The sequence below is a fragment of the Shewanella sp. SG44-2 genome (assembly GCF_014164215.1).
Lineage (GTDB): Bacteria > Pseudomonadota > Gammaproteobacteria > Enterobacterales > Shewanellaceae > Shewanella > Shewanella frigidimarina.
Map to the genome: position 1 here is coordinate 110,789 of NZ_JACJEU010000008.1, position 25,239 is coordinate 136,027.

Below are 25,239 nucleotides of genomic sequence, written 5' to 3' on the forward strand. Positions count from 1 at the left end.
GGTTCTATTGAAGAACATAGAACCACTCCTTAATTTCAAATAACGGATCAAAATATCAGTGATAAAAATCAACGGTTCAGTTTAAGAATCGTGACACCTTTATTGGATAACGTAAGCGGTTTAGATAATGAATACGTTTGTTTGTTGATAATATCAACGCCAGCAGTGTTGTCATTAATAGCAGGTTTAAAACGTTGTAAATCAAGCTCAATGGCGTGGCTGTTTTTATTGTAAATGATCAGTAACGTTTCATCGCCTTGATGACGACTTTGAACATAAACACCGTCTTTTGGCACAAAGTGCTGTAACTTACCTTGTTGAATCGCTAATGAATTTTTACGGTAATTTAATAATGTACGTACGAAGGTAAGTGCTTCAGTTTGTTGTGCATTCAAACCTTTACCTGTAAATACATTGACACTGTCTTGCGGCCAGCCACCTGGGAAGTCTGCGCGTACAGCTCCGTCGTTACGGTCTTCTGTAGGACTTTGCATGACTATTTCTGAGCCGTAAAATATTTGTGGAATACGATTGCTGGTCAGTACATAAGCCATGGCCATTTTGTACAGTTCAATGTCGTTTTTCATTAAACTGTAAATACGGTTAGTGTCGTGATTACCTTCAAATAACACTAACTGGCTTGGATTGGCATACACCACATCGTTAGCCAACATTTGGTAAAGATCGATAAATCCAGCTCCCCAATCTTCCTCTTTGGTTAAGCTTGCTATAAGAGTGTCATACAACGGAAAATCCATCATGCTAGGTGCAAAAGATTGATAACCATCTGCATTTTTCTTTCCAGCTTGCCAGTAGCTTACCGTCACTGGGTTACTACTCCATTCTTCACCAACAATATTAAAATGCGGGTATTCATCCATAATGGCCTTTGACCATGCTGTTAGAAAATCTTTGTCAGCATAAGAGTAGGTGTCTTCGCGAATACCGCTCAGCCCCGCGTATTCAACCCACCAAATACTATTTTGAATTAAGTATGTTGCCATGTGCGGATCGCGTTGATTGAGATCTGGCATAGTGACGTCAAACCATCCATCGCTAAAATCTACCGTGTCTGCATTCACAGAGTAAGGATCTTGTACGGTAGTGCGTCTATGGCTTGAGTAACTGACATCTGTCGGATCATTGACCCAACGTGATTGACCATTAATCCAAGTGTTACTCGGCATACTGCTCATCCATTTATGACCGGATCCCATGTGATTAACAACCACATCTTGGATGATGCCAATGCCAAAGGTTTGCGCTTCTTCTACCAAGGCTTGGTATTCTTGATTACTACCAAAGCGAGGGTCTATTTTATAAAAATCAGTAGTGGAATAGCCGTGATAAGAATATTTTTGTTGGTTATTTTCAAGCAATGGATTAATCCACAACTGAGTCACACCTAAATCATGCAAGTAGGGCAGTGCTTTGCGGATCCCCATAATATCACCACCATGGCGACCACCATCAAGGCTACGATTAGCTTTTTCAAGCATGTCTGGATGGTTATCGTTGTCGGGATTACCGTTAACAAAACGATCTGGAGTGATTAAGTAAATCACATCTTTATTACTAAACCCTTGGCGATCGCGTGAGCCTTTTTGACGTGTTTGCAGCACATAATCAAATTGTTCAACTAATTGTTCGCCTTTATATAAACCCAAAGTAAGTCGTTGTGGTTTAGCTTGGCTTAAGTCCAAATTAATAAATAAATGGTCGTTACTGTCAGTTTTATCAACGCTGTTGAGTGTGACACCTTGAGCCTTGATTAATTTCACTTGGGTGTCACGAATATTATCGCCAGCAATCAACAGTTGTAACTTAGGTTGTTGCATACCGGCCCACCATGACATGGGTTCGACGTTAAGTGCGGCATTCACCGACATGGCGCTGACACTGAGCGCACAGCTCAATAATAAACGTGATGCGAGCTTGCTGATGCGGTGTTGGCCTAGTGGCGTTGGGTGTGAGCAATGTGATGACATGATTACTGGTCCTGTTCTATTTAATTTGTTTTTATTCTTTTGACTGATTGTTAATCAATCGCTTAACATTTTTTTATATAGGCTTCATGGGTCGGCATTTGGTTAACCGTGGTGGCAATGACCTTACGGATATTGCTTAAATAGTCTGTTAAATCGACTCGGCTGACAGCTTGGGTAAGTGGATGATAATCTAAAGGAATAATGCCTTGTCCTAACATTACCTGGATCCAAGCTGCTTCGGTAAAGAGTTCATCTTGATGCCTGAAAACCGTTGCAGTGGATTTAAATAAATCGATTTTTCGTTGCAAGCTTTCGGGAATGTTCATGTCGCGACATTGCTGCCATAAACCGTGTTCACCGTCGGCAGATTGTTTTGCATTAAGATGATAATGCAAAATAATAAAGTCGCGGATTTGTTCAAACTCGGTTTGTGATTGGCGATTAAATTCATCAATGTGTTGCGATTGAATGCCGTTTCGGGGAAATAACTTTGTTAAACGAATGATAGCCGATTGGACTAAATGTAAGCTGGTGGACTCTAACGGTTCTAAAAATCCGCTCGATAAACCAATAGCAACACAGTTTTTATGCCATTGCTTGACGCGCCTGCCAGTGGTGAAGTTAATTTTACGCGGCTCGGCTAACGGTTTTCCGTCTAGGTTGGCTAATAAATGCTGTTTAGCTTGGTCGTCGCTCATATGTTGGCTGCTATACACAATGCCATTACCAGTGCGATGTTGCAGTGGAATACGCCATTGCCAACCAGCATCATTAGCGGTTGATTTAGTGTAAGGCGTGAGAGGAGAGGTGCTTTCACAAGGCACGGCATATGCGCTGTCACAGGGTAGCCAATGCTGCCAGTTTTCGTATTCTACTCCTAATGCTTTTTCAATCAATAAAGCAGAAAAACCCGAACAATCAATAAATAAGTCACCATTAATGCAGTCACCATTTTGTAAGGTGACACTGTCTATCGCGCCATCATTGGTGAGTTGAGTGCTGGTAATAGTGCCTTCAACCCGAACAACACCACGTTGTATACTGTATTGGCGTAGTAAGTTGGCATATAAACTAGCATCAAAGTGATATGCATGGGTGATACCACTCATCTGCGCTTGAGTAATACTTTGAATAGGTTGGAATTTATTGTGTTTAGCAGCCTGATAATTAAGTGAGTATTGCCAGAAATCTTTAGCGCTAAACGTACTTTGATTTTGTTGGCCACAATGAGCTTGTGCGCTGAGCCAATAATGATGAAACGAGGTAAAGCCTAAGTCACGACCAATATTGCCAAAAGCGTGCATGTAAGCATCGCCTTGTTGGTGCCAGTTTTCAAACTCGATGCCTAATTTATAGGTTGCTTGGGTCGCTTTAATAAAGTCTTTCTCGCTGATGCCTAATACGCTGTTAAATATCTGCAGTGGCGGAATGGTGGCTTCACCAACACCTATAGTGCCGATGGTGTCAGATTCAATGAGAGTGATATTAAGTTGTGTTTTAAACAATTTTGCTAACATGGCTGCGGTCATCCAGCCCGATGTTCCGCCGCCTACAATGACAATGTTTTTTATTATCGTTTGATCCATTGTTATCGCCTTTTTAACTATTTTTGATTTATTTTTACTGAATCCGATATTGTAAAAAAGCCCCTGTAATAGGTTACAGAGGCTTTTTTGTCGGTTTAGTACATTCTACAAGCCCATTAGAACTTGTAGTTTGCGCCTAACATAAAGTTACGACCGTAGTTTTGATAATCACGTACTAAACGTTGATCATCACCTGTGTACGATGTAAATGGCTCGTTAGTTAAGTTGTTTATTTGGAACTGCACCGATAAACCGTATAGGGCATCGATACCGCTTTCAGTAAAGTCATAACCAATTTGTGCATCAACAACAGTTTCAGCTTTTATGTTAACGTTTTCACGCTGTAGACTGATTTTAGTTACTTCACCTAAGAAGTCACTACGATAGCGTGAGCTGATACGTGCTTCAAAACCAGAGTTTTCATAGTAAACAGTGGCATTGAAGGTTTTTTCAGAAAGGCCTGGCAGAGTCGTTGGATCACTGTCTGACGTTTCTTTCACTTCGCTGTCGTTGTATGAACCACTTAAGATGGTACCAAAACCACTTAGAGAATCAGCAAACAAACCAAAGTCGATTGATAACGATGCTTCAATACCTTGTACATAACCGCCATTACCGTTTTGAGGTTGGCTGACATTCCCAATTGGGTTGTCACCTGGGTTTTGTGGTAAAAGGGTGCTGAAATCAAAGTTAGTTTGTTGATCATAAACGTAGTTTTCTAAGTCTTTATAGAAAACCGCTACCGAAAAATAACCTTGGTCACTAAAGTAGTTTTCATAGCTTATGTCGTATTGACGCGCTAACCATGGACGTAGCTCAGGATTACCTGCGCCACCTGACCAGTTAACACCGTCATTTGGGTTTTGGTTGTAGCTAAAGTTAACGTTAGCGTTCATTTTATCCATACGAGCACGAGTTAACGTACGCGCAGCAGCAAAACGCAACATTTGACCATCGGCAACTTCAAAACCTAAGTTCATGCTAGGTAACCATTCAAGGTATGAATCACCAGCAGTACGAGGCGTTAATGTCACTACACCGTTTTCAACTGTCGCCACAGTACCGTCTGAGCTTTGGTCTGTGTGTACAGCTTGAATGCCGACGTTACCGGTTAATGGAAAACCGAATAATTCAGACTCTAGGTTGGTTTTAACATAAAAAGTCGAGACTTCTTCTGATACTGCCCAAGAGTTTGTCGCACGTGATAAATCTACATCAGCAACGTCTGTTTCGGTATAACCACCATCGTTATAAAACGCTAGCGAGTCATAACTCAGTACATCACCCATGCCGAAGAAATCGAGCGAGGTTGGCGATAATAAATATTGCTCTGGTACAGTTTCTAAGTAGTCATCAGAACCGTCATAACCGGCCAACGTTAGATAATAACCTTTATCAAGCTTGCTTTTATCGCGATTAGTGCGGTTAACACCAAACTCAACGCTGCGTACTGCACCGTCATCAAACACATATTCTGCGCTTAAACGGAATGATTTAAGCTCATCATCAATTTCTGGCTTGTTGATAAAACCATCTTGAGTATTGGCACCAAGTGGGCTACCCCAACCCAGTGGGTCGCCTAATTTGATGACATTAGGATCTGCATAATTAAGGTCATGGGTAAAGTTATAACCGCCATTACCATTGTAGTTGAAACCTAGGTCATCAACTGCGCCAACACCGGTGCCACGGCCTGTACCGGTATAACTTTCCATACCAATATCGGTACGTTCAGCTTTTGATAAAGCGATATCTGCTTCAACGCTCCAATTGTCATTGATGGTGAACTTGTTATTCCAGCCAATTGACAGTGATTCAGCATCACGTTTGTTAACATCGTTACGGATGACCACTTCGGCACCATTAATGGTCCCTTGGGTGACTAAACCATCATCAGTAGTTGTCGCAGTCACTCCACCGTTAGTACCCCAAGCAGCAGGAATTTCGATACCACGTAAACGCTGGTCATCAGTGAACTTTGTATAGTAAATGTCAACAACTGAAGTGAATTTTTCGTTAGGTGCGTATTCAAATACAGCTAATATACCATCACGTTCTAATTCACTTGAACGCACAAATGGTTTTGCGCCACCTAAAACACTGTCTCCGGCATCATTTTCTGGGTAACCCCAGGCTTGCCAGCGTTCTTCTTGGTTTGGTGACATCATGCGGGCATAGCCTAACGCAATACCGATAGTATCATCTGCAAACTGGTCGATGTATGAAACGCTGCCACGATAACCAGTGTCACTTGAGCCACTGTTAAGTGAACCTAAGTCGTTCATCTCGCCACGAAGCGACATCGCAATAGTTTGCTCGCCATGGGTTAATGGGCTAATAGTTTGCATATCTACCGTGCCGCCAATGGCTTGTGCCATTACAGAAGCATCTGGTGTTTTGTACACAACAACACGATTTAATAATTCAGAAGGGTATTGGTCAAACTCAACACCACGGTTGTCGTTAACCGAAGCTTGTTCACGGCCGTTTAATGTCGCAGTAGTGAAATCAGGCCCTAAACCTCGGATAGAGATAACGTTTGCACGTCCATCTAAACGTTGTGCTGATACACCAGGTAAGCGGGCAAGTGACTCTGCAATACTGACATCAGGTAATTTACCAATGTCTTCGGCAGAAATGGCTTCAACAATGGATGATGAAGACATTTTTAGTGATTGTGATTCTTGTAAACTGCGACGAATACCAGTGACTTGAATCACTTCAATATTTTCTTCGGCAGTTTCCGTAGTATTAACGTCATCCGCAGCGTAAGCACTCATGCTTGCACCTGCTGCAACTAACGCTAGCGTAAGTAGGCTCGGTTTAAATAGCAACATTCATCTTTCCCCTTTAGTGGATACTTAACAACTTGAAGTCCAGGTCGAGTGTTAGTGTCCTTTTGAATTTTGGTTACAGTCTTTATTGTGTTTTTTCTTCAGCATGCTTAATTAACTTTATAAGTGACTGCATAAGTGCCGAAGTTATGACCAAATTGTTGCACAACAGTGACGATACTACTCCCAGTACAGTTTTGCCGACAATATTATGCATACGTATTCAACGTTATTAGTGACGAATTAGTGGCTAAATTTTACAATTATGAAACATCTTGGTGGTGCTATTTATACTAGTTAATCTGTTGTATTTATGCACCTTTTATAGAATGCAATATGTACGATAGAACAATTAATTCTTTGCATACGTATGCAGGTGTATTGAACCTGATTTCCTTATTCACGTATCCTCGGGGTAATGAAAAACAACAGCGAGCTGTTACCCAGCCGCAACATCAAGGTAACTCATAGGCGTTTTGGGGTTAGCTTAATTCTAAGGGGAAGCAATGGATCAGGTAACCTGGTGGCGCGGTGGAGTGATATATCAAATCTATCCACGCAGTTTAATGGATTCTAATGGTGACGGTGTCGGCGACTTGCAAGGCATCATTGCTAAACTTGATTATATTGCCAGTTTAAATGTTGATGCAATTTGGATTTCGCCTTTTTTCAAATCACCGATGAAAGACTTTGGTTATGACATTAGTGATTATCTTGAAATAGACCCACTGTTTGGCACCATGGCCGACTTTGACCAACTTATTGAGAAAGCCCATCAACTAAATATAAAAGTGGTGATTGACCAAGTACTCAGTCATACCTCAGATCAACATCATTGGTTCGAGCAAAGTCGTCAAAGTCGTGATAATGATAAAGCAGATTGGTATGTATGGGCCGATCCAAAAGATGATGGCAGTGCGCCTAACAATTGGCTCGCTATTTTTGGTGGCTGTGCTTGGGAATGGGAACCACGCCGTCAGCAATACTACTTACATAATTTTCTTAAAAGTCAGCCTGATGTTAATTTTCATTGTCCGCAGGTTCGTCAAGCTGTGCTCGATAATGTTGAATTTTGGCTTAAAAAAGGCGTTGATGGTTTCCGACTAGATGCGATTACATTCTGTTATCACGATGAACAATTACGAGATAACCCTGCTAAACCAAAAGACAAGCGTCAAGGCCGTGGCTTCAGTGAAGATAACCCTTATGCTTACCAATATCATTACTACAATAATACTCGCCCACAAACAGTTGGTTTTATTGAAGAGTTACGTGCATTAATTAGTCGTTACCCTGGCGCGGTTACTTTAGGTGAAGTGTCATCTGAAGACTCACTTGCCACGATGGCTGAATACACCCAGGGTGATGACCGTTTACACATGGCCTACAGTTTTGAGTTGTTAACGGATGACTTTAGTGCGGCTTATATTCGCCAAACTGTTGAAGAACTGGAAGCCAGCATAGGTGATGGTTGGCCATGTTGGGCTATCGGCAATCATGATGTGAAGCGTGTTGCATCTCGTTGGGGTAAAGACAGTGTTAACCCAACAATGGTGAAAATGCTCAATGCGATGTTGTTTTCATTACGTGGCAGTGTGTGTAGTTATCAGGGTGAAGAATTAGGCTTAACTGAAGCACCGATTGAATTTAATCAATTACAAGATCCATTCGGAATAGCGTTTTGGCCAATGTTTAAAGGCCGTGATGGATGTCGCACGCCAATGCCTTGGGTAAAAGAAGCGCCTAATGCAGGTTTTAGTGAGGCAACACCTTGGCTACCAATAGATCCGTTACACAATAATAGTGCCGTAGATGTGCAAGAAGCAGATCAAGATTCAATACTGAACAGTTATCGCCATTTTTTACAGTGGCGCAAACAGCAAAATATCCTGATTGATGGTGATATTCAGTTTATTGATAGCCATGCTGATGTATTAGCGTTCATCCGCAGTCAAGACCAACAACGAATGTTAGTCCTGTTTAACTTATCTGCAGCGCAACAAACCTTTGACCTAAAAGAGTTACATGTATCTTCGATCTTAGAGGGCCATGGTTTACTCAGTGGCGCGCAAGATAAGCAGCATCCCGCGACCATTGTGTTACCAAGTTTTGCCAGTTTTTATGGTTTGCTTGGAAAGTAGTGTGACTAAGCCGAAATGCTCATGTATTTCGGCTTTTTTGATTCAGTAGTTTTCACTATACAAACAATATAAAAGCTAATGCATCTAACGGTCATATCCTATATGACCGTCATTATAGATAGACAAAAAATCAATATAACAATAATTAACAAGAAGAGACCACTCTATGGCTTCATCAATGCAAAGTACTCAACAAACGACAGTGACAGGTGACAGCGGTAGTTATCGCTTTGCTCTAGTGTCATTGACTTCACTGTTTTTCATGTGGGGATTCATTACCTGTTTAAATGATATTCTCATCCCACATTTAAAAGCGGTGTTCTCACTCAATTACACCGAAGCAATGTTGATCCAATTTTGTTTTTTTGGGGCGTACTTTTTAGTCTCATTACCAGCCGGTAAGTTAGTCAAAAAATTAGGTTATCAAAAAGGTATCGTCACTGGGCTCGTCATTGCTTGTATCGGGTGTTTGTTATTTTACCCGGCTGCAGCGTTTGCTACCTATGGATTATTCCTAGGTGCACTGTTTGTATTGGCGTCTGGGATCACCATTTTACAAGTGGCGGCAAACCCATATGTCAATGCGTTGGGCTCAGTTGAAACCGCATCAAGTCGTTTAAACCTAACCCAAGCATTTAATGCATTAGGGACGACAGTGGCTCCTTTCTTTGGTGCTGTATTGATATTGTCTGTTGCATCTGGCGCGGTAGAAGGCTTAAGCCAAGCGCAATCAGAAGCTGAAGTGGTAAAGCTTCCATACCTTATTCTGGCTGCGATGTTAGGCTTACTCGCGTTAATTTTTGCCAAACTCAATTTACCTACCATTGCTGAACACAGTGATGATTCTGCTACTGGCGTGATAACGCATAATGGTAAAACCAGTGCCTTACAAAGCATCCATTTGGTGTTAGGTGCTGTTGGTATTTTTGTCTATGTTGGCGCTGAAGTGTCTATTGGCAGCTTTTTAGTTAACTTTTTAGGCGAAGAACAAGTTGCCGGTTTACAAGAAGCAGAAGCCGCTAAATATATCACCTACTATTGGGGCGGGGCGATGATAGGCCGTTTTGTCGGTTCGGTTATTATGCAAAAAATTCCTGCAGGTACTTTGCTAGCCTTTAATGCCTTTGTTGCCGCTGCACTGGTGTTAGTGGCAATGAACAGTACTGGCGCAGTGGCCATGTGGTCAATTTTGGCAGTTGGATTGTTTAATTCGATTATGTTCCCAACTATCTTTAGCTTGGCACTCCGAGATTTAGGCCCACACACCTCACAAGGTAGTGGCATATTATGTTTAGCCATTGTTGGTGGCGCAATTGTACCGTTATTACAGGGTGTGATGGCCGATAACATGGGCCTACAAGTGGCGTTTATTTTACCAGTTGTGTGTTATGCGTTTATTTTATTCTATGGCGCTAAAGGCTCAAGAATGTAATCTGGTTTTGATTACAGATATATTGCACTAAATCATCAGCGGCTTTCGGGCCGCTTTTTTATGTTTTGCATTAGTGAACATAACATCACACAGTTGTGAAAGGGCAAGGGTTGGCTTCAACGTATTAAGGTCGGGTGATGTTACAAAAGGTCATTCACAGAAAATCTATAAACATAGAATGATTGACTCTTTTATGCTGCCAAAGTGAGGAGTAAAGCCTGATATGGCCTTGCTATCAACAGCTTTAATCCCTATGATCAGCACGTTTTTAAATTGATCGTTATATTAGATAGAGAGCCCCCATGTTGACTTATCCGTTGTCAGGCAGTTCATCAGAGTTAGTCTTAAATGTGCTAACCATGGTGTTAACCCGAGGAAAACCATTAGATAGAGCTTATTCAGAGCATTTTTCTGGTTTAACGCTTAACCCATCAGAGCAAGCGCGGATCACGCAAGTCACCGGCGATATTTTACGTCGTTTAAACTTATATTGTTTTCTTGTTGATATTAAACCAGAAGAATTTGATCGTTTAGGGTCAAAATTACTTAACGGCTGGCATGTATTTCATGGCTTAGATTTACCTAAAATGCAGTATTCATTGCAACTAGAGCAAGCAGCATTTGAGGCTAATCTAGAACAAGCCAAAACAGACCCTGTATTATGGGATGGTTGTCCTGAGTGGCTAAATGAGCTTGGTCAAGCACAATTGGGTGACAAGTGGCCTGCTGAACGTGCGGCACTGGCAGAGCAACCAAAACGCTATTTACGCGTTAATGAACTGAAATGTAATCGCGACGCCCTTATTGAAAGACTTAAAAAAGAAGGCGTAACGGCAATAGAAGTAAGCGATGTGGCTTCTGCTATTGAGGTCACTTCAGACTCAGCATTATTTCGTACCGATGCATTTAAAGACGGTTGGTTTGAACAGCAAGACGCGGGTTCACAATTAGTTGCTAATGCTGTTGATGCAAAACCAGGTATGCGTGTTGTTGATGCTTGTGCAGGTGCGGGCGGTAAAACCTTGCATATTGCGGCACAAATGCAAGGTAAGGGCCGTTTGCTCGCGATGGATATTGAGCAATGGAAACTGGATAATCTTAAAACTCGCGCTAAACGTGCAGGTGCCTATAACGTTGAAACGCGGATTATTGCCAGTTCAAAAACCATTAAACGCTTAAAATTAACCGCTGACCGTGTGCTATTAGATGTACCTTGTTCTGGACTTGGTGTGCTAAAACGCAATCCAGATTCAAAGTGGCGTGATACTCCTGAGCGTTTGCCTGTGTTGGTTGAATTGCAGAAGCATATTTTGCAAAGTTACAGCCGTATGGTCAAAGTCGGTGGGATATTAATTTATGCGACTTGTTCAATCATGCCTGAAGAAAATCGCGATCAAATTGATACGTTTCTGGCAGACAATCCACAGTTCACGCTAATCGAAGATGAAAACATCTTGGTTTCAGAGCGTGGATTTGATGGTTTCTATCTTGCCAAGATGGAACGAATGGCTGAATAACTATTCAATTAACATCAATTATTATATTCAAAAAATTGATTGTGATTAACATAAAAACAGTGCATTTATTTTGCACTGTTTTTTTTTATGGATTATTTTTGCCCACTTAGCAGGTTTTTATTGTAAATATATGTTAAAACGTTGATAAAGTTCTCATAAATGCATAATCTTATTTCTATATTAGGAATATGTTTTTCTAAGCATTTGCCGTGATGATGGAGCGTTATGGATAAAGGACTACAAACCAATAAATTAGTTGAAGATACCAACCAGTATGATTTTCGTGAATCGAGTGTCGAGCGATACAGTACAATACTCGATATGGTATTGCAGGGGCTGCCATTAGGCGAAATGCTTCATGCCTTAGTTTTATTGATTGAAGCACAAAAAATTGGCACTCGCGCATCAGTGCTTTTATTGAGTGATGACGGTAAAAGGTTACTCTCGGGGGCAGCTCCCAATCTTCCTGAAGAATATAACAATGCGGTTAACGGCATCGAGATTGGCGTTGATGTGGGTTCTTGTGGCGCCGCAGCATACACTTGCGAAAGAGTCATTGTTGAAGACATTGAGCATCATCCAAATTGGAAAAATTTTAAAGAGATACCTTTAAAAGCCGGATTAAAAGCGTGTTGGTCTGAACCAATAAAAGACAGTAATCAAAATGTACTCGGTACTTTTGCCATGTACTATGACACGATTAAATCGCCGTCGGAGCAAGATTTACACCTAATACAAGAAGCGGCACGTTTGGCCAGTTTAGCCATTGAACGAAGCCGTGGAATGCATATTCAACGGTTAAGTAGCAAAATATTTAACAGCTTGCCCATTGCGTTAGTTATTACCAGTGAAGACAACTCGGTATTATCAGCCAATCCAATTTTTAAATCCTTAACGTCTACCTATTACGCCAATCTTAAATTATTTGATGTTAATCGCTTTTTGAGTCACTCCCAACAAGATGTAGTAGCAGACTTATTTGAACATTTAAAGCGCGGACACCCTTGGCAAGGGGAGTTAAAAGGTCTTAAAACCGACAATGATATTATTGATATCTCGCTTAATGTGACCGTTATTAGGGATAGTTTTACGCAACAGAATTGTTTTGCATGGTTAATTACCGATATTTCCGCACGTAAAAACGCTGAAAAAATGATTAACTTTCAATCCAACTATGATCAACTTACCGGATTGTCGAACCGTAAATACTTGTTTGAAAGTCTACAAGCAATGATCGATTCAGAAGACAGCGTGAACGGTTGTAAGCAAGACTTTAGCTTGATGTTGATGGATATTGACCATTTTAAACAAATTAACGACACCCTCGGGCATGATAATGGTGACCTTGTATTGAAATTTGTCGCGCAGCGTTTACTGAGTGCCATTCCTGATAATGTTCTTATTGCACGTATTGCAGCTGATGAATTTGCATTAGTGTTACCGGGTAAAATGTGTTCCGAGTCATTAATTAGTCTTTTTGATGATCTAACTAATGAGTTGAAAAAGCTTTTTATTGTTGGCGGTCAAGATGTCATGTTATCCATGAGTACTGGCCTAGCTCGTTATCCACACGATGCTGATAATGTGGAACAAATATTAAATTGCGCCACTCAAGCTATGTACAACGCAAAATCTCGAGGTCGTAATTGTCTGCAGTTTTTTAATCAGCAAATCCAAAAAGATGCTGAAAGACATGCTGAATTGTACTTACACCTTAAATCTGCATTGAGCCATAATGAATTTGAACTGTATTATCAACCCATTGTGAATCCGTTTAGTGGCCAAATCATTAAAGCAGAAGTGTTATTGCGCTGGATACATGATGGTCAATTTATTTCGCCAGATGAGTTTATTCCTATTGCAGAAGAGTCGGGTTTAATAGTTCAAATAGGTGAGTGGGTGAGAACGCAAGCGTTAACCAGTATCATCGCATTGCAAAAAAGCGGTTACGCCATTCCTTTTGCCATTAATGTATCGACGATTGAATTTTGGACGAGCGATCTACAACAACGCTTTTTAAACTATTTTGATAACATTTCAGAAGCGCTAGGTGGCGGCGAGATCCCGTATCAGTTGATCACTTTAGAGATCACCGAATCATTAATGATGAAACAACAATCATCGATTAGCCAATTATTAACAGAACTTCGGCATCGTGGAATGCAAATTTCAGTAGATGATTTTGGTACTGGTTATTCATCTTTATCGTATTTGGCAAACTTCCCAGTGGATCAAGTTAAAATTGATAAATCCTTTATCCAGAAAATTTCATTGGGTGCGCGACATGAAGCGTTGATTGAAGCTATTGTCAGTATGAGCCGGGCATTAGATCTGTCAATTGTTGCTGAAGGTGTTGAAACTGAAGTTGAATTAGACTTTATTAAAAAACAGAATATAGAAGCGGTGCAAGGGTATTATTTTTATAAACCAATGCCGAAAAATGACTTCTTTGATTTATTGGCGAAACAATCTCGTATATTTTAATATTAGTTTTGGATATTAGTTTTTGATAATAGTGTTTGATATTCGCGCTTAATAAACATAAAAAATGCCGCATATATTAATGCGGCATTTTGATTGAATAAAATAAATTAATTACTTACTCATTTAAGCAAGTAGGCTTTTTGGTTCAGTGAACTCAAGGTTCAACGCTTCAGCCACTTCTTTACAGACGACTTTACCGTGCATTACGTTTAAGCCATTTAATAAATGTTTGTCATTTAATAATGCTTGTTTGTAGCCTTGGTTCGCTAACTTGATAATGTAAGGTAGTGTTGCATTGTTTAATGCAAACGTAGAAGTACGCGCTACTGCACCTGGCATGTTAGCCACACAGTAATGCACTACGTCATCAACAATGTAAGTTGGGTCTTGGTGAGTGGTAGCGTGCGAAGTTTCAACACAACCACCTTGGTCAATTGCAACGTCAACAATTGCACTGCCAGGTTTCATGCGCTTAACCATGTCACGAGTGATTAACTTTGGTGCTGCAGCACCTGGAACTAATACACCGCCAATAACAAGGTCAGCTTCTAATACGTGGCGCTCAATAGCATCAGCTGTTGAGTAAATAGCTTTAACCGCTGAACCAAATTGAACATTTAGACGACGTAATGCATCGATACTGCGATCCAAAACAACAACATCAGCCCCCATACCAACAGCCATTTGTGCTGCGTTTGTACCAACCATACCGCCACCAATGATGACCACTTTAGCTGGCTCAACACCTGGAACACCACCAAGCAACATACCACGGCCGCCTAATGATTTTTCAAGTGCGCGTGCGCCTGCTTGGATTGACATGCGGCCAGCAACTTCTGACATTGGGGCAAGTAATGGTAATCCGCCGCGATCATCAGTGACTGTTTCGTAAGCAATACAAACAGCGCCACTGGTGATTAATTCTTCAGTTTGTGGCAAGTCTGGTGCAAGGTGCAAATAAGTGAATAAAATCTGGTCGTGACGTAACATTGCACGTTCAACTGCTTGTGGCTCTTTCACTTTTACAATCATGTCTGATTTAGCAAACACTTCAGCTGCTGTAGCTAAAATCGAGGCGCCCGCATCAATATAGTCTTGATCGGTAAAACCAATACCCACACCCGCATCTGATTGAACATAAACATCGTGACCTTTTATGGTTAATTCACGTACGCTTGAAGGGACCATGCCTACACGGTATTCGTGGTTTTTAATTTCTGTTGGAACACCAATAATCATTATTTGAGCCTCGATTGACATAAAAAACCCCACTTCAAGTGGGTATAGTTGTTATTAATTGTGACCTGAACGTGCTTATTTCAGGTGACTCTAGTATAGTGCTGCTTTAGCAGATTATGTTGCTGAAATTTGATAATTAATAGATAAAAGTATTGTTTTATGGACAAAGCAAGGTTGAATATATGGTGAATAGTAAAAGTTTTTCAGTGAAAGATTTAGACCGTATTGATCGTAATATCTTAAATGAACTACAACAGGATGGTCGCATTTCAAATGTTGAACTATCTAAACGAGTCGGATTGAGCCCTACACCTTGCTTGGAAAGAGTTAAAAGACTTGAAAAACAAGGTTTTATTAGTGGTTACACTGCGTTGGTTAATCCGCATTTTCTTGGTGCTTCTTTATTAGTCTTTGTTGAGATCACTCTTAATCGCGACACGCCAGACATTTTTGACCGCTTTAACCGTGCAGTTCAATTGCTTGATGATATCCAAGAATGCCATTTAGTCTCTGGTGATTTTGACTACCTATTAAAGACCAGAGTGTCAGATATGTCTGCATATCGACGATTATTAGGTGAAACCTTGCTGAAACTACCCTCTATTTCAGACACTCGTACTTATGTAGTAATGGAAGAGGTTAAACAAACCAACAAGGTTGCGTTATATAACCTAGGCTAACCCCGCGAAATTTATCTCTTATCCAGTTTTTGCAGCCAGAATGATGGATTATAGATGACTGTCGTTGCCTATGTTCATCTTTTTCGTTAATCAAACATTTTTTGTATATAAAATCATCATCTTGATTAGCTTCATCCATGCTTTTATGTTTCTTGATTAATTCGACATAACAATCGATTGAGCTTGGTTAATTCAAGGTGCATAATCACTGCAAATACAGTGATATTCTGTTATCTTAACCCTTATTTTTCACTTTTTTATGGATGCTTTCGTTTGACTCAGGAAAATAGTCTTAAAACACTCAGTGGCCTACAACGGCTGCTTGAAGGTGGCCTTATATTATGTTGCATGGTTGCAACGTATATTCTATTGGCATTGTCCAGTTTTAATCCAAGTGATCCTGGCTGGAGTCAGTCGCATTTCCAAGGTGAAATTCATAACTGGACTGGTGCTGTAGGCGCTTGGACAGCAGATGTGTTGTTTTATTTCTTTGGTTTTATCGCTTTTTTAATTCCCATGATGATAGCTACAACCGGCTGGTTTATTTTTAATCGCGCGCATCGAGTGTTCGAAATCGATTATTTTTCTGTTGGCCTAAGAATTATCGGCTTTATTCTTATGTTGCTGGCGTTAGCTGCACTGGTCAGTATGAATGCCGACAATATGTTTGTGTTTTCAGCTGGTGGCGTTGCTGGTGACGTTATTGGTCAGGCCATGCTGCCGTATTTTAATAAGCTCGGCACCACATTACTATTAATGTGTTTCATTGGTGCAGGCTTCACCTTAGCGACAGGTGTGAGTTGGTTAACCATTATTGAGTTAACGGGTTTAGGTTCTATCTGGTTAGTCAAAAAAATATGGACATTACCTCAAGTATTTAAACGTGAACGTGAAACCGAAGATACCAAAGGTTTTATGTCATTAGTGGATAAGTTTACCCAACGCCGTAATGAAATCGATCTTCAAAATGAGCCCTCGCTGGATAAGCAGAGCAAAGCGGCAGTCGAAATACCAATTCATACCAAGCCAACCATAGAGACGCCGCCTATTGTTGAGAAAAAACGCAGTTTCTTTAGTCGCAAGGCTAAACCTGTTGAAGATATTATCGTCTCAGACATCGATGACGATGAACTTGATATAGATGATCGCCAAGAGCCGTCGATGCAACTCGATAATGACGACACATCCTTTGCTCCTTGGGTTGCGACAAAAGATGATGTCGATTTTGACATTGATGGCGTTAATGATAGCCCTGCAATCAATAATCTCGATATCGCAGATGGGCCTTTTGAGGAAGCATTTAATAAGCCTCATTCAACAGGGGCATTAGTTGCACAGCAAAAGCCGAAAAAAGATGTCCGAATTGTTGATGGTGTTGTGGTAATTGATGGCCAAAACCCTCAACAAGCTCGTCAAAAAATGGATCCGCTACCGAGTATTACCTTACTTGATGTTCCTGATCGTAAGAAAAATCCCATCAGTGAAGCTGAATTGCAGCAAGTCGCTCGATTGGTTGAAACAAAGCTGGCCGATTTTAACATTATCGCCAATGTAGTAGGGGTGTATCCTGGACCTGTGATTACTCGTTTTGAGCTTGAATTAGCACCAGGGGTTAAAGCGTCTAAAATCACCAATTTATCGAAAGATTTAGCCCGTTCACTATTATCTGAAAACGTGCGTGTGGTTGAAGTCATTCCTGGTAAAGCTTATGTTGGCTTAGAATTACCGAACAAGTTCCGTGAAACGGTGTTTATGCGCGATGTACTCGATTCTGCTGCGTTTAAAGACAGCAAATCGACATTGTCTATGGTGTTAGGACAAGATATTGCCGGTGAGCCAGTGGTCGTTGATTTAGGCAAAATGCCGCATTTATTAGTTGCCGGTACAACGGGTTCAGGTAAATCGGTCGGTGTGAACGCCATGATCACCAGTTTGTTGTATAAATCGGGCCCTGATGATGTCCGCTTTATTATGATTGACCCTAAGATGCTTGAATTGTCGGTGTATGAAGGTATTCCACATTTATTGTGTGAAGTGGTTACCGACATGAAAGAAGCGGCCAATGCACTGCGCTGGTGTGTGGGTGAAATGGAACGTCGATATAAATTAATGTCGGCATTAGGTGTGCGTAACCTTAAAGGCTACAACTTTAAAATTAAAGAAGCTGCTGCTAAAGGGGAGTATATTCCAGACCCATTATGGAAGTCTTCTGAAAGCATGCTAGACGATGCGCCACCATTAGAAAAACTGCCTTCTATTGTGGTGGTCGTCGATGAATTTGCTGACATGATCATGATTGTCGGTAAGAAAGTTGAAGAACTTATTGCCCGTATCGCGCAAAAAGCACGTGCGGCAGGTATTCACTTAATATTAGCGACTCAGCGTCCATCGGTTGATGTGATCACTGGCTTAATTAAAGCTAACATTCCAACCCGTATTGCGTTCCAAGTGTCGTCACGAATTGACTCACGTACCATTCTTGATCAGCAAGGCGCAGAAACCCTGTTAGGCATGGGCGATATGTTGTATTTACCTCCTGGAACTGGTTTGCCAAATCGTGTTCATGGTGCGTTTATTGATGATCATGAAGTGCATAAAGTCGTAGCCGATTGGTGTGCTCGTGGTAAGCCACAATATATTGAAGAAATTCTTAATGGTGCTACCGATGGTGAACAAGTATTGTTACCCGGTGAAACCTCCGATAGTGAAGAAGAGTTAGATGCGTTATATGATGACGCGGTTGCATTTGTTACTGAAACTCGCCGCGGCTCCATTTCTAGCGTACAACGTAAATTTAAAATTGGTTACAATCGCGCCGCCCGCATTATTGAAATGATGGAAAGCCAAGGTATTGTGACAGCCCAAGGCCACAACGGTAATCGTGAAGTGTTGGCTCCGCCACCACCGAGGAATTAATGATGAATAAACGTATTACAATGTTAAGCCTATTATTAACCACAAGTTTAAGCAGCGTTGCCGCAATGGCCGATGACGCAACCGAATTACGCGCTAAGCTATCTAATATTGATAGCTTGCATGCGACATTTTCCCAGCAAGTGACTGACATTAACAGTAAGCCTATTCAAACTGGAAGCGGGGTATTTGCACTTGCGTATCCGAATCAATTTTACTGGCATTTAACTCAGCCAGACGAATCATTAATTGTGGCTGATGGCGCTAATTTATGGATTTATAATCCTTTTGCGGAAGAAGTGACTGTGATGGATGTTGCTCAAGCAGTTGATGCATCACCTATGGCTTTGTTAGTGCATCGAGACGAAGCTACATGGGCTAAGTATTCGGTCACTAAGCGTGCCGTAAGCGAAAAATCAACCTGTTTTGATATTCAACCTAAAAAACTTAACAGCAATGTCGTTGCCGTGAGTGTGTGTTTTGAAGCTAGCCAGTTAGTCAAATTTAACTTAACTGACGAGCAAGGCAACCTAAGTCAATTTGCGTTAACTCAACAACGTAAAGTGAAAGACAACGAAGCAAACATATTTAAGTTTGCCGTGCCTGATAACGTTGATATAGACGATCAACGTTTAAAGCAAGCTAACTAAGACGTTTTATGGCTAATTTAGGTTTTGATTTTGCCCCAGACTTTCGCCCCTTGGCTGCACGAATGCGTCCAAGGGAGATTAGCGAATACATTGGTCAGGCACATTTATTAGGTGAAGGTAAACCTCTGCGTAAGGCACTAGAGGCAAACCGTGCACACTCGATGTTGCTGTGGGGCCCACCCGGTACGGGAAAAACCACATTAGCTGAGTTAATTGCCCATTATGCCAACGCCCATGTTGAACGTATTTCTGCGGTAACATCTGGCGTAAAGGACATTCGTGCCGCTATAGAACAAGCTAAAGCCATTGCCCAAAGTCGCGGACAACGTACCTTGTTATTTGTCGACGAAGTTCATCGTTTTAATAAAAGCCAACAAGATGCCTTTTTACCTTTTATTGAAGATGGCACAGTTATTTTCATCGGTGCCACCACCGAAAACCCCTCATTCGAAATCAATAACGCATTATTATCTCGTGCGCGTGTTTACCTTATTAATCGGCTGAGCTCTGACGAAATTAACTTAATTGTCACCCAAGCTTTAGCCGACGTTGAACGTGGTTTGGGTAAACGCCAATTAATATTACCTGCCGATGTAGCCAAGCAATTGGCCGACATAAGTGATGGTGACGCACGTAAAGCGCTTAATTTGCTTGAGTTAATGAGCGATTTAGTGGCAGATGCTGGCGCGTTTACCACCGAGATGCTGACGCAAGTTGCCGGGCACCAAGCAGCGGGTTACGATAAAAATGGCGATCAATTTTACGATTTAATTTCAGCAGTACATAAGTCTGTACGGGGCTCAGCGCCCGATGCCGCTTTGTATTGGTATTGCCGTATTTTAGAAGGTGGCGGCGATGCCTTATATGTTGCCCGCCGTTTATTAGCGATTGCCTCAGAAGACATTGGTAATGCCGACCCAGTAGCGATGACTGTAGCGCTTAATGCCTGGGATTGTTATCACCGCATTGGGCCTGCTGAAGGTGAGCGAGCGATAGCACAAGCTGTATTGTATTTAGCCAGTGCTCCTAAAAGTAATGCGGTTTATAGTGCATTTGGTGCTGCTCGCGAGTTAGCAAAACAAACCGGACACGAGCCTGTGCCTAACCATCTGCGTAATGCGCCAACCAAACTGATGAAAGACATCGGCTTTGGCAAAGAATATCGTTATGCACATAATGAACCTGGTGCTTATGCTGCGGGCGAAAATTACTTTCCAGAATCACTGCAACACAGTCAATTTTATCAACCCACGAACAGAGGTTTTGAAAAACGCATTCAAGATAAATTGGCCCAATTAAACCAACTTGATCAACAAAGCGAGGACAAACGCTATGACTAATGTGTTGTTGGTGGCATTAGGTGGGTCAATTGGTGCAGTTTTACGCTATCTTCTTTCAATTTTTATGATCCAGGTATTTGGAACCAGTTTTCCTTTTGGTACACTGTTAGTCAATTTATTGGGATCGTTTTTAATGGGCGCCGTTTATGCGCTAGGGCAATTGAGTCATATTAGCCCTGAAATTAAAGCGCTTATTGGCATTGGTCTATTAGGTGCATTAACTACGTTTTCGACTTTTTCGAATGAAACCTTACTGCTATTGCAAGAAGGTTTATGGCATAAAGCTATTTTAAATGTGTTGTTGAATGTCACCTTATGCCTCTTTATGGTGTATTTAGGTCAACAGCTTATATTTTCACGTGTTTAACTAAAAAGAACTCACAACATGCTAGATCCAAAATTTTTGCGTAATGAACTGGAAATTACTGCCGAGCGTTTAGCCACTCGTGGCTTTATTCTTGATGTTGATAATTTGACCAAACTTGAAGAAAAGCGTAAATCGCTACAAGTTGCCACAGAAGACTTGCAAGCATCGCGTAACGCGATCTCTAAGTCGATTGGTCAAGCTAAAGCACGCGGCGAAGATACCAGTTCCATTATGGCGCAAGTGGGTGATTTAGGTGCACAGCTAGATTCAAAGAAAGCAGAGCTTGCTGAGTTGTTGCAACAGATCAATAGCATCGCCATGAGCGTGCCAAATTTGCCAGACGAATCGGCTCCCGTAGGTGCTGATGAAAACGACAATGTTGAAGTACGTCGTTGGGGCACCCCAAAAGTATTCGACTTTGAAGTGAAAGATCATATTGACTTAGGTGAAGCATTAGAAGGACTAGATTTTAAAAACGCGGTTAAAATTTCCGGCTCACGTTTTATTATCATGCGTGGTCAAATTGCTCGCTTAAACCGTGCGTTAGGTCAGTTTATGTTAGACTTACATACCACTGAACATGGCTATACAGAAACATACGTACCGTTATTGGTTAACGAAGAAAGCTTATTAGGCACAGGTCAATTGCCTAAGTTTGGTGAAGATTTATTCCACACTAAACCGGCCACCGAAGAAGGCCAAGGTTTATCACTTATTCCAACTGCAGAAGTGCCATTAACTAACTATGTGCGCGATATGATTGTGGATGAAACTGAACTTCCGATGAAAATGACGGCGTTAACGCCATGTTTCCGCAGTGAAGCGGGCTCTTATGGTCGTGATACTCGTGGTGTGATCCGTCTACATCAATTCGACAAAGTAGAATTAGTGCAAATTGCTCATCCAGATCATTCAATGCAAGCATTGGAAGACATTACCTCGCACGCTGAAAAAGTATTACAGTTACTTAACTTACCGTACCGCACTATGGTGCTATGTACCGGTGATATGGGCTTTGGATCAAGTAAAACCTTTGATATAGAAGTGTGGTTACCTGCGCAAAATACTTACCGAGAAATTTCATCTTGTTCAAACATGAAAGATTTCCAGGCGCGTAGAATGCAAGCTAGATACCGTAGCAAAGCAGATAACAAACCTGCTTTATTGCACACCTTAAATGGTTCAGGTTTAGCGGTTGGCCGTACGTTAGTAGCCGTAATTGAAAATTATCAAAATCAAGATGGCACAATCACAGTACCTGAAGTATTACGTCCATACATGGGCGGTTTAAGTCTGATTGGTTAATGTTAAGCGCTAATTATAGTTGGCTAATTATATAGCTAATATGATTGGCCAATTGATCGAGTCCTAGCCGCGGTCCATTTTGAGTGTGGCTAGGGTGTTAATTGTCAGTCTTGTACAGGATAGAGCTTTATTCCTTCGTCGTTCTAAAAGACCTGTATGTTGTAGCGCGTTGAGTAACTCCATAATTCGTAAATCGTGTTAACGGCGTTACCGTATCGCAGCAAGCACATATTTATTTCTACGTTGTATTGGAAATTGTGTCACTCAGTTTGAGTTGATCACATATTTATAAGGGTTGGTACAACCAGCAATGGGTTCAAGTCGGCGTGATAATCGTAGGCTTATCTATTTATCAGTTATCTTCTTTTTTATTTTGTTGGTAATTGTTCAACTAGCTCAAGCAGCATTTATAGTGATAGAAAATATATTTCCAAAATAACCTCAGTCAAGGTTAGCCATTTAAAAAGCCCGCTTAAGTTATCTTAAGCGGGCTTTTTTGTCAGTACTAATCAACTATAAACATTTTGCCGGTTTGGGTAACCCTGCAATTTTAGTTGCTTGTTTTGCAGGGCCAATCGGAAACAAGGTATATAAGTATTTAGAGTTACCTTTATCCGCACCTAAACGTTGACCAATAGCTTTTACTAATACTCGAATGGCTGGGCTGGTTTTGTACTCAAGATAAAAATCACGTACAAAACGGATAACTTCCCAGTGTTGCTCAGTTAACTCAATGTTCTCAGTAGCAGCAATCGCAATTGCCATAGGTTCTTGCCAATCATTAACATTTTTTAAATAGCCTTGATGATCGGTTTCAATTTGTTGGCTATTAAATTCAAAAAAGTTTACCAAGTTATCACCTTCTCGTGTAACAAAGATTGTTCAACAAATTGTGAATAATCAATAATATCAAAAGAGCCCGCAGCTTCACTGGCTAAAATAAGCATCAAGCGATCAAATAAACTCCTAGCGACAACATCATCTTGTAGCACAAACAGCTTTACGTCTGCTAAAGCTTGTTGCCACTGGGTTTGTAATAAACAATTCACTGCATCGCTAGACAATAAAATACTGTCTGTAGGGTGAATATAGCGTAAGCATGTACTTAAGGCGTCGTCAGTCATTACTGATGTTTGGATATGATGTAATATCAAAATACTAACACCTCATCAGCAGCTTGCAGGGTTTGAGTAATGACTTCTGGGGTCGCCACCGTTGCTGTAATACTAAGGTCATTAGGCTGTAATCCTAAAGTGTGCATTGACTCTGCACACACCAGTACGGTATCAATATCGTAAAGAGAAAGCGCTTTAAATGCCGACACATAATCTTTAGATCCTGCTTGCTCAGGTGTTTGGCCTGCCAGCAAATGTAATACCGCTTCATTGGTAAATATAATACTCACTTGTTGTTCAAAGCTGGCACTGAGCATGGCAAAATCCAGCCCTTCGCGGGTACTGGTAGTACCCAATGGTGCATGCCTAAACATAATTGCCAGTGATTTCATTGTCTTTTCCACTAATACGTTAAAAGGTAATCAACCTGTCAGCTTGTTCAATACCGACCACTAATTCACCCAAACCGCCCATGGTAAATGCGTCACTGCTATTCCATTGTGGTTTACCATTCTCTGTAGCATCTTGTGGAGATAACACACCACGACGCAGCGCTGCAGACACACAATTGGTTAGCGGTATTGAATGTTCTGATGACAATGATTGCCAATTGGAATGCATATCAATTTCGTCAGATGCAGGACAGGTGAGAGCATTACTATTGGTTACGCCATCTTGATAGAAAAAGACGTTGATAATTTGATGGCCATTAGCTAATGCGCTTTGGCAAAATGATAACGCGCGAAAACTGGCTGTAGAGCCATAAACGCTGCCGTTTACTTGAATGATGAATTTGCTCATTATAAAAAAAATGACCCTAATGTAGGGTCATTTTAACGTAATTTGCTGATGAACTCTATCGACGATTAGTCGTCGCTGCCAATACCCATTAAATGTAGTAGGCTTATGAACAAGTTCAAAAAATCTAAGTACAATGAAATAGTCGCACGAACGTAGTTTGTTTCGCCGCCATTCACGATACGACTAGTGTCATATAGAATGAAACCAGTCATTAGCAACGCAATACCTGCATTCATTGCCATAAATAATATTGAGCTACCAACGAATATGTTAATGACCATAGCACCGATCATTACTAATAAACCCGCAAATAAGAAGCCGCCCATAAATGAGAAGTCTTTCTTAGTGGTTAACGCATACGCTGAAAGCGACACGAAAATGATAGAGGTTAACCCTAATGCCTGCATAATTAAGCCAGGGCCATTTGCCATACCAGCATAATGGTTAAGAATGTAACCGAGCGACGCGCCTTGCATACCGGTAAAGGCAAACACCCAAAATATAGCAGCAGCACTTTCGGCTTTTTTAAGGGTTACAAATAATAACACTAAGCTACCAAGTGATAAGCCTAAAGACATCATTGGGCCAATGTTGATTGCCATGGCTAAACCTGCAGTTACTGCAGAAAATGCCAATGTCATTGCCAGTAACATATAAGTGTTTTTTAGCATTTTGTTGACATCAGTAGTCGATAGACTAGGTGATATAACTGATTGTTGATTCATTATCGTCTCCAGGTGTTAACTCAATGATTTGCTCAACGAGAAAAATATCTTTCACAAAAAAATATTTCACTCTGAAGCTAAATCCTTTTGTATAGCGTAAGCAATGTACATTAAACAAAAAT

The 25,239-nt window shown here is 41.0% G+C and carries 19 protein-coding genes; 10 read left to right on the top strand and 9 right to left on the bottom strand.

All coding sequences use genetic code 11. The annotated features are described in order from the left end of the window. Positions 1 to 68: 68 nt before the first annotated feature. The 3 genes from H5181_RS08680 to H5181_RS08690 form a co-directional block, all read right to left on the bottom strand. Positions 69 to 1,988: a glycoside hydrolase family 13 protein gene (locus tag H5181_RS08680; protein ID WP_182750796.1), complete on the bottom strand. Its 1,920-nt coding sequence runs from the start codon at positions 1,986 to 1,988 to the stop codon at positions 69 to 71. 62 nt (positions 1,989 to 2,050) lie between these two features. Further along, on the bottom strand, positions 2,051 to 3,574 hold the full coding sequence (locus H5181_RS08685; RefSeq protein ID WP_182750797.1) for a tryptophan halogenase family protein: 1,524 nt from the start codon (positions 3,572 to 3,574) through the stop codon (positions 2,051 to 2,053). A 116-nt stretch (positions 3,575 to 3,690) separates the two neighbouring features. Continuing rightward, on the bottom strand, positions 3,691 to 6,411 hold the full coding sequence (locus tag H5181_RS08690; protein WP_182750798.1) for a TonB-dependent receptor: 2,721 nt from the start codon (positions 6,409 to 6,411) through the stop codon (positions 3,691 to 3,693). Between the two features lie 503 nt (positions 6,412 to 6,914). Between H5181_RS08690 and H5181_RS08695 the strand changes: the two genes are divergently transcribed. The 4 genes from H5181_RS08695 to H5181_RS08710 all read left to right on the top strand — a co-directional run bounded on the left by H5181_RS08695 (position 6,915) and on the right by H5181_RS08710 (position 13,982). Then, positions 6,915 to 8,549: an alpha-glucosidase family protein gene (locus H5181_RS08695; RefSeq protein ID WP_182750799.1), complete on the top strand. Its 1,635-nt coding sequence runs from the start codon at positions 6,915 to 6,917 to the stop codon at positions 8,547 to 8,549. Positions 8,550 to 8,715: 166 nt separating this feature from the next. Then, positions 8,716 to 9,981, top strand: coding sequence for a sugar MFS transporter (locus H5181_RS08700; RefSeq protein WP_182750800.1), 1,266 nt, complete (start codon positions 8,716 to 8,718; stop codon positions 9,979 to 9,981). A 302-nt stretch (positions 9,982 to 10,283) separates the two neighbouring features. Then, a complete protein-coding gene (locus tag H5181_RS08705; protein WP_182750801.1) occupies positions 10,284 to 11,498 on the top strand; it encodes an RsmB/NOP family class I SAM-dependent RNA methyltransferase in 1,215 nt (404 codons plus the stop codon). Between the two features lie 225 nt (positions 11,499 to 11,723). After that, positions 11,724 to 13,982: an EAL domain-containing protein gene (locus tag H5181_RS08710; RefSeq protein ID WP_182750802.1), complete on the top strand. Its 2,259-nt coding sequence runs from the start codon at positions 11,724 to 11,726 to the stop codon at positions 13,980 to 13,982. Between the two features lie 123 nt (positions 13,983 to 14,105). Here H5181_RS08710 and ald read toward each other — a convergent pair whose 3' ends face one another. Continuing rightward, on the bottom strand, positions 14,106 to 15,221 hold the full coding sequence (gene ald / locus H5181_RS08715; protein WP_059746705.1) for an alanine dehydrogenase: 1,116 nt from the start codon (positions 15,219 to 15,221) through the stop codon (positions 14,106 to 14,108). A 182-nt stretch (positions 15,222 to 15,403) separates the two neighbouring features. On the opposite strand from ald, the gene lrp reads away from it, so the two are divergent. The 6 genes from lrp to serS all read left to right on the top strand — a co-directional run bounded on the left by lrp (position 15,404) and on the right by serS (position 22,476). Further along, the gene (gene lrp, locus H5181_RS08720) at positions 15,404 to 15,901 is read left to right on the top strand and encodes a leucine-responsive transcriptional regulator Lrp (RefSeq protein ID WP_011637260.1); all 498 of its coding nucleotides are present in this window, start codon (positions 15,404 to 15,406) and stop codon (positions 15,899 to 15,901) included. A gap of 273 nt (positions 15,902 to 16,174) precedes the next feature. Next, entirely contained in the window at positions 16,175 to 18,817 is a 2,643-nt protein-coding gene (locus H5181_RS08725; RefSeq protein ID WP_182750803.1) for a DNA translocase FtsK, read from the top strand. A gap of 2 nt (positions 18,818 to 18,819) precedes the next feature. Beyond that, positions 18,820 to 19,464: an outer membrane lipoprotein chaperone LolA gene (lolA, locus tag H5181_RS08730; RefSeq protein ID WP_182750804.1), complete on the top strand. Its 645-nt coding sequence runs from the start codon at positions 18,820 to 18,822 to the stop codon at positions 19,462 to 19,464. Between the two features lie 8 nt (positions 19,465 to 19,472). Beyond that, positions 19,473 to 20,804, top strand: coding sequence for a replication-associated recombination protein A (locus H5181_RS08735; protein ID WP_123883485.1), 1,332 nt, complete (start codon positions 19,473 to 19,475; stop codon positions 20,802 to 20,804). Then, complete coding sequence (crcB, locus tag H5181_RS08740) at positions 20,797 to 21,171, top strand: fluoride efflux transporter CrcB (protein WP_102037154.1); 375 nt, start codon at positions 20,797 to 20,799, stop codon at positions 21,169 to 21,171. The genes H5181_RS08735 and crcB overlap by 8 nt, the downstream gene beginning before the upstream one ends. 18 nt (positions 21,172 to 21,189) lie before the next feature. After that, the gene (gene serS / locus H5181_RS08745) at positions 21,190 to 22,476 is read left to right on the top strand and encodes a serine--tRNA ligase (RefSeq protein WP_182750805.1); all 1,287 of its coding nucleotides are present in this window, start codon (positions 21,190 to 21,192) and stop codon (positions 22,474 to 22,476) included. Between the two features lie 513 nt (positions 22,477 to 22,989). Here the strand turns inward: serS and H5181_RS08750 are convergent. From H5181_RS08750 to H5181_RS08770, 5 genes are all read right to left on the bottom strand, one after another. Further along, complete coding sequence (locus H5181_RS08750) at positions 22,990 to 23,328, bottom strand: TusE/DsrC/DsvC family sulfur relay protein (protein ID WP_182750806.1); 339 nt, start codon at positions 23,326 to 23,328, stop codon at positions 22,990 to 22,992. Further along, the gene (gene tusB / locus H5181_RS08755) at positions 23,322 to 23,630 is read right to left on the bottom strand and encodes a sulfurtransferase complex subunit TusB (RefSeq protein WP_182750807.1); all 309 of its coding nucleotides are present in this window, start codon (positions 23,628 to 23,630) and stop codon (positions 23,322 to 23,324) included. The genes H5181_RS08750 and tusB overlap by 7 nt, the downstream gene beginning before the upstream one ends. Next, the gene (gene tusC / locus H5181_RS08760; protein WP_182750808.1) at positions 23,627 to 23,983 is read right to left on the bottom strand and encodes a sulfurtransferase complex subunit TusC; all 357 of its coding nucleotides are present in this window, start codon (positions 23,981 to 23,983) and stop codon (positions 23,627 to 23,629) included. The genes tusB and tusC overlap by 4 nt, the downstream gene beginning before the upstream one ends. Before the next feature lie 19 nt (positions 23,984 to 24,002). Next, on the bottom strand, positions 24,003 to 24,392 hold the full coding sequence (tusD, locus tag H5181_RS08765; protein ID WP_182750809.1) for a sulfurtransferase complex subunit TusD: 390 nt from the start codon (positions 24,390 to 24,392) through the stop codon (positions 24,003 to 24,005). A gap of 65 nt (positions 24,393 to 24,457) precedes the next feature. Beyond that, positions 24,458 to 25,117, bottom strand: coding sequence for a Bax inhibitor-1/YccA family protein (locus H5181_RS08770; RefSeq protein WP_182750810.1), 660 nt, complete (start codon positions 25,115 to 25,117; stop codon positions 24,458 to 24,460). Between the last annotated feature and the right edge of the window lie 122 nt (positions 25,118 to 25,239).

What these genes read in the sequence shown, in the direction of transcription:
- H5181_RS08710 (WP_182750802.1), top strand. Translation starts at nt 11,724, where the DNA reads ATGGATAAAGGACTACAAACCAATAAATTAGTTGAAGATACCAACCAG.
- H5181_RS08695 (WP_182750799.1), top strand. Translation starts at nt 6,915, where the DNA reads ATGGATCAGGTAACCTGGTGGCGCGGTGGAGTGATATATCAAATCTAT.
- H5181_RS08735 (WP_123883485.1), top strand. Translation starts at nt 19,473, where the DNA reads ATGGCTAATTTAGGTTTTGATTTTGCCCCAGACTTTCGCCCCTTGGCT.
- lolA (WP_182750804.1), top strand. Translation starts at nt 18,820, where the DNA reads ATGAATAAACGTATTACAATGTTAAGCCTATTATTAACCACAAGTTTA.
- H5181_RS08680 (WP_182750796.1), bottom strand. Translation starts at nt 1,988, where the DNA reads ATGTCATCACATTGCTCACACCCAACGCCACTAGGCCAACACCGCATC.
- H5181_RS08770 (WP_182750810.1), bottom strand. Translation starts at nt 25,117, where the DNA reads ATGAATCAACAATCAGTTATATCACCTAGTCTATCGACTACTGATGTC.
- crcB (WP_102037154.1), top strand. Translation starts at nt 20,797, where the DNA reads ATGACTAATGTGTTGTTGGTGGCATTAGGTGGGTCAATTGGTGCAGTT.
- serS (WP_182750805.1), top strand. Translation starts at nt 21,190, where the DNA reads ATGCTAGATCCAAAATTTTTGCGTAATGAACTGGAAATTACTGCCGAG.
- lrp (WP_011637260.1), top strand. Translation starts at nt 15,404, where the DNA reads ATGGTGAATAGTAAAAGTTTTTCAGTGAAAGATTTAGACCGTATTGAT.
- ald (WP_059746705.1), bottom strand. Translation starts at nt 15,221, where the DNA reads ATGATTATTGGTGTTCCAACAGAAATTAAAAACCACGAATACCGTGTA.
- H5181_RS08700 (WP_182750800.1), top strand. Translation starts at nt 8,716, where the DNA reads ATGGCTTCATCAATGCAAAGTACTCAACAAACGACAGTGACAGGTGAC.
- tusC (WP_182750808.1), bottom strand. Translation starts at nt 23,983, where the DNA reads ATGAAATCACTGGCAATTATGTTTAGGCATGCACCATTGGGTACTACC.
- tusD (WP_182750809.1), bottom strand. Translation starts at nt 24,392, where the DNA reads ATGAGCAAATTCATCATTCAAGTAAACGGCAGCGTTTATGGCTCTACA.
- H5181_RS08690 (WP_182750798.1), bottom strand. Translation starts at nt 6,411, where the DNA reads ATGTTGCTATTTAAACCGAGCCTACTTACGCTAGCGTTAGTTGCAGCA.
- H5181_RS08685 (WP_182750797.1), bottom strand. Translation starts at nt 3,574, where the DNA reads ATGGATCAAACGATAATAAAAAACATTGTCATTGTAGGCGGCGGAACA.
- H5181_RS08705 (WP_182750801.1), top strand. Translation starts at nt 10,284, where the DNA reads ATGTTGACTTATCCGTTGTCAGGCAGTTCATCAGAGTTAGTCTTAAAT.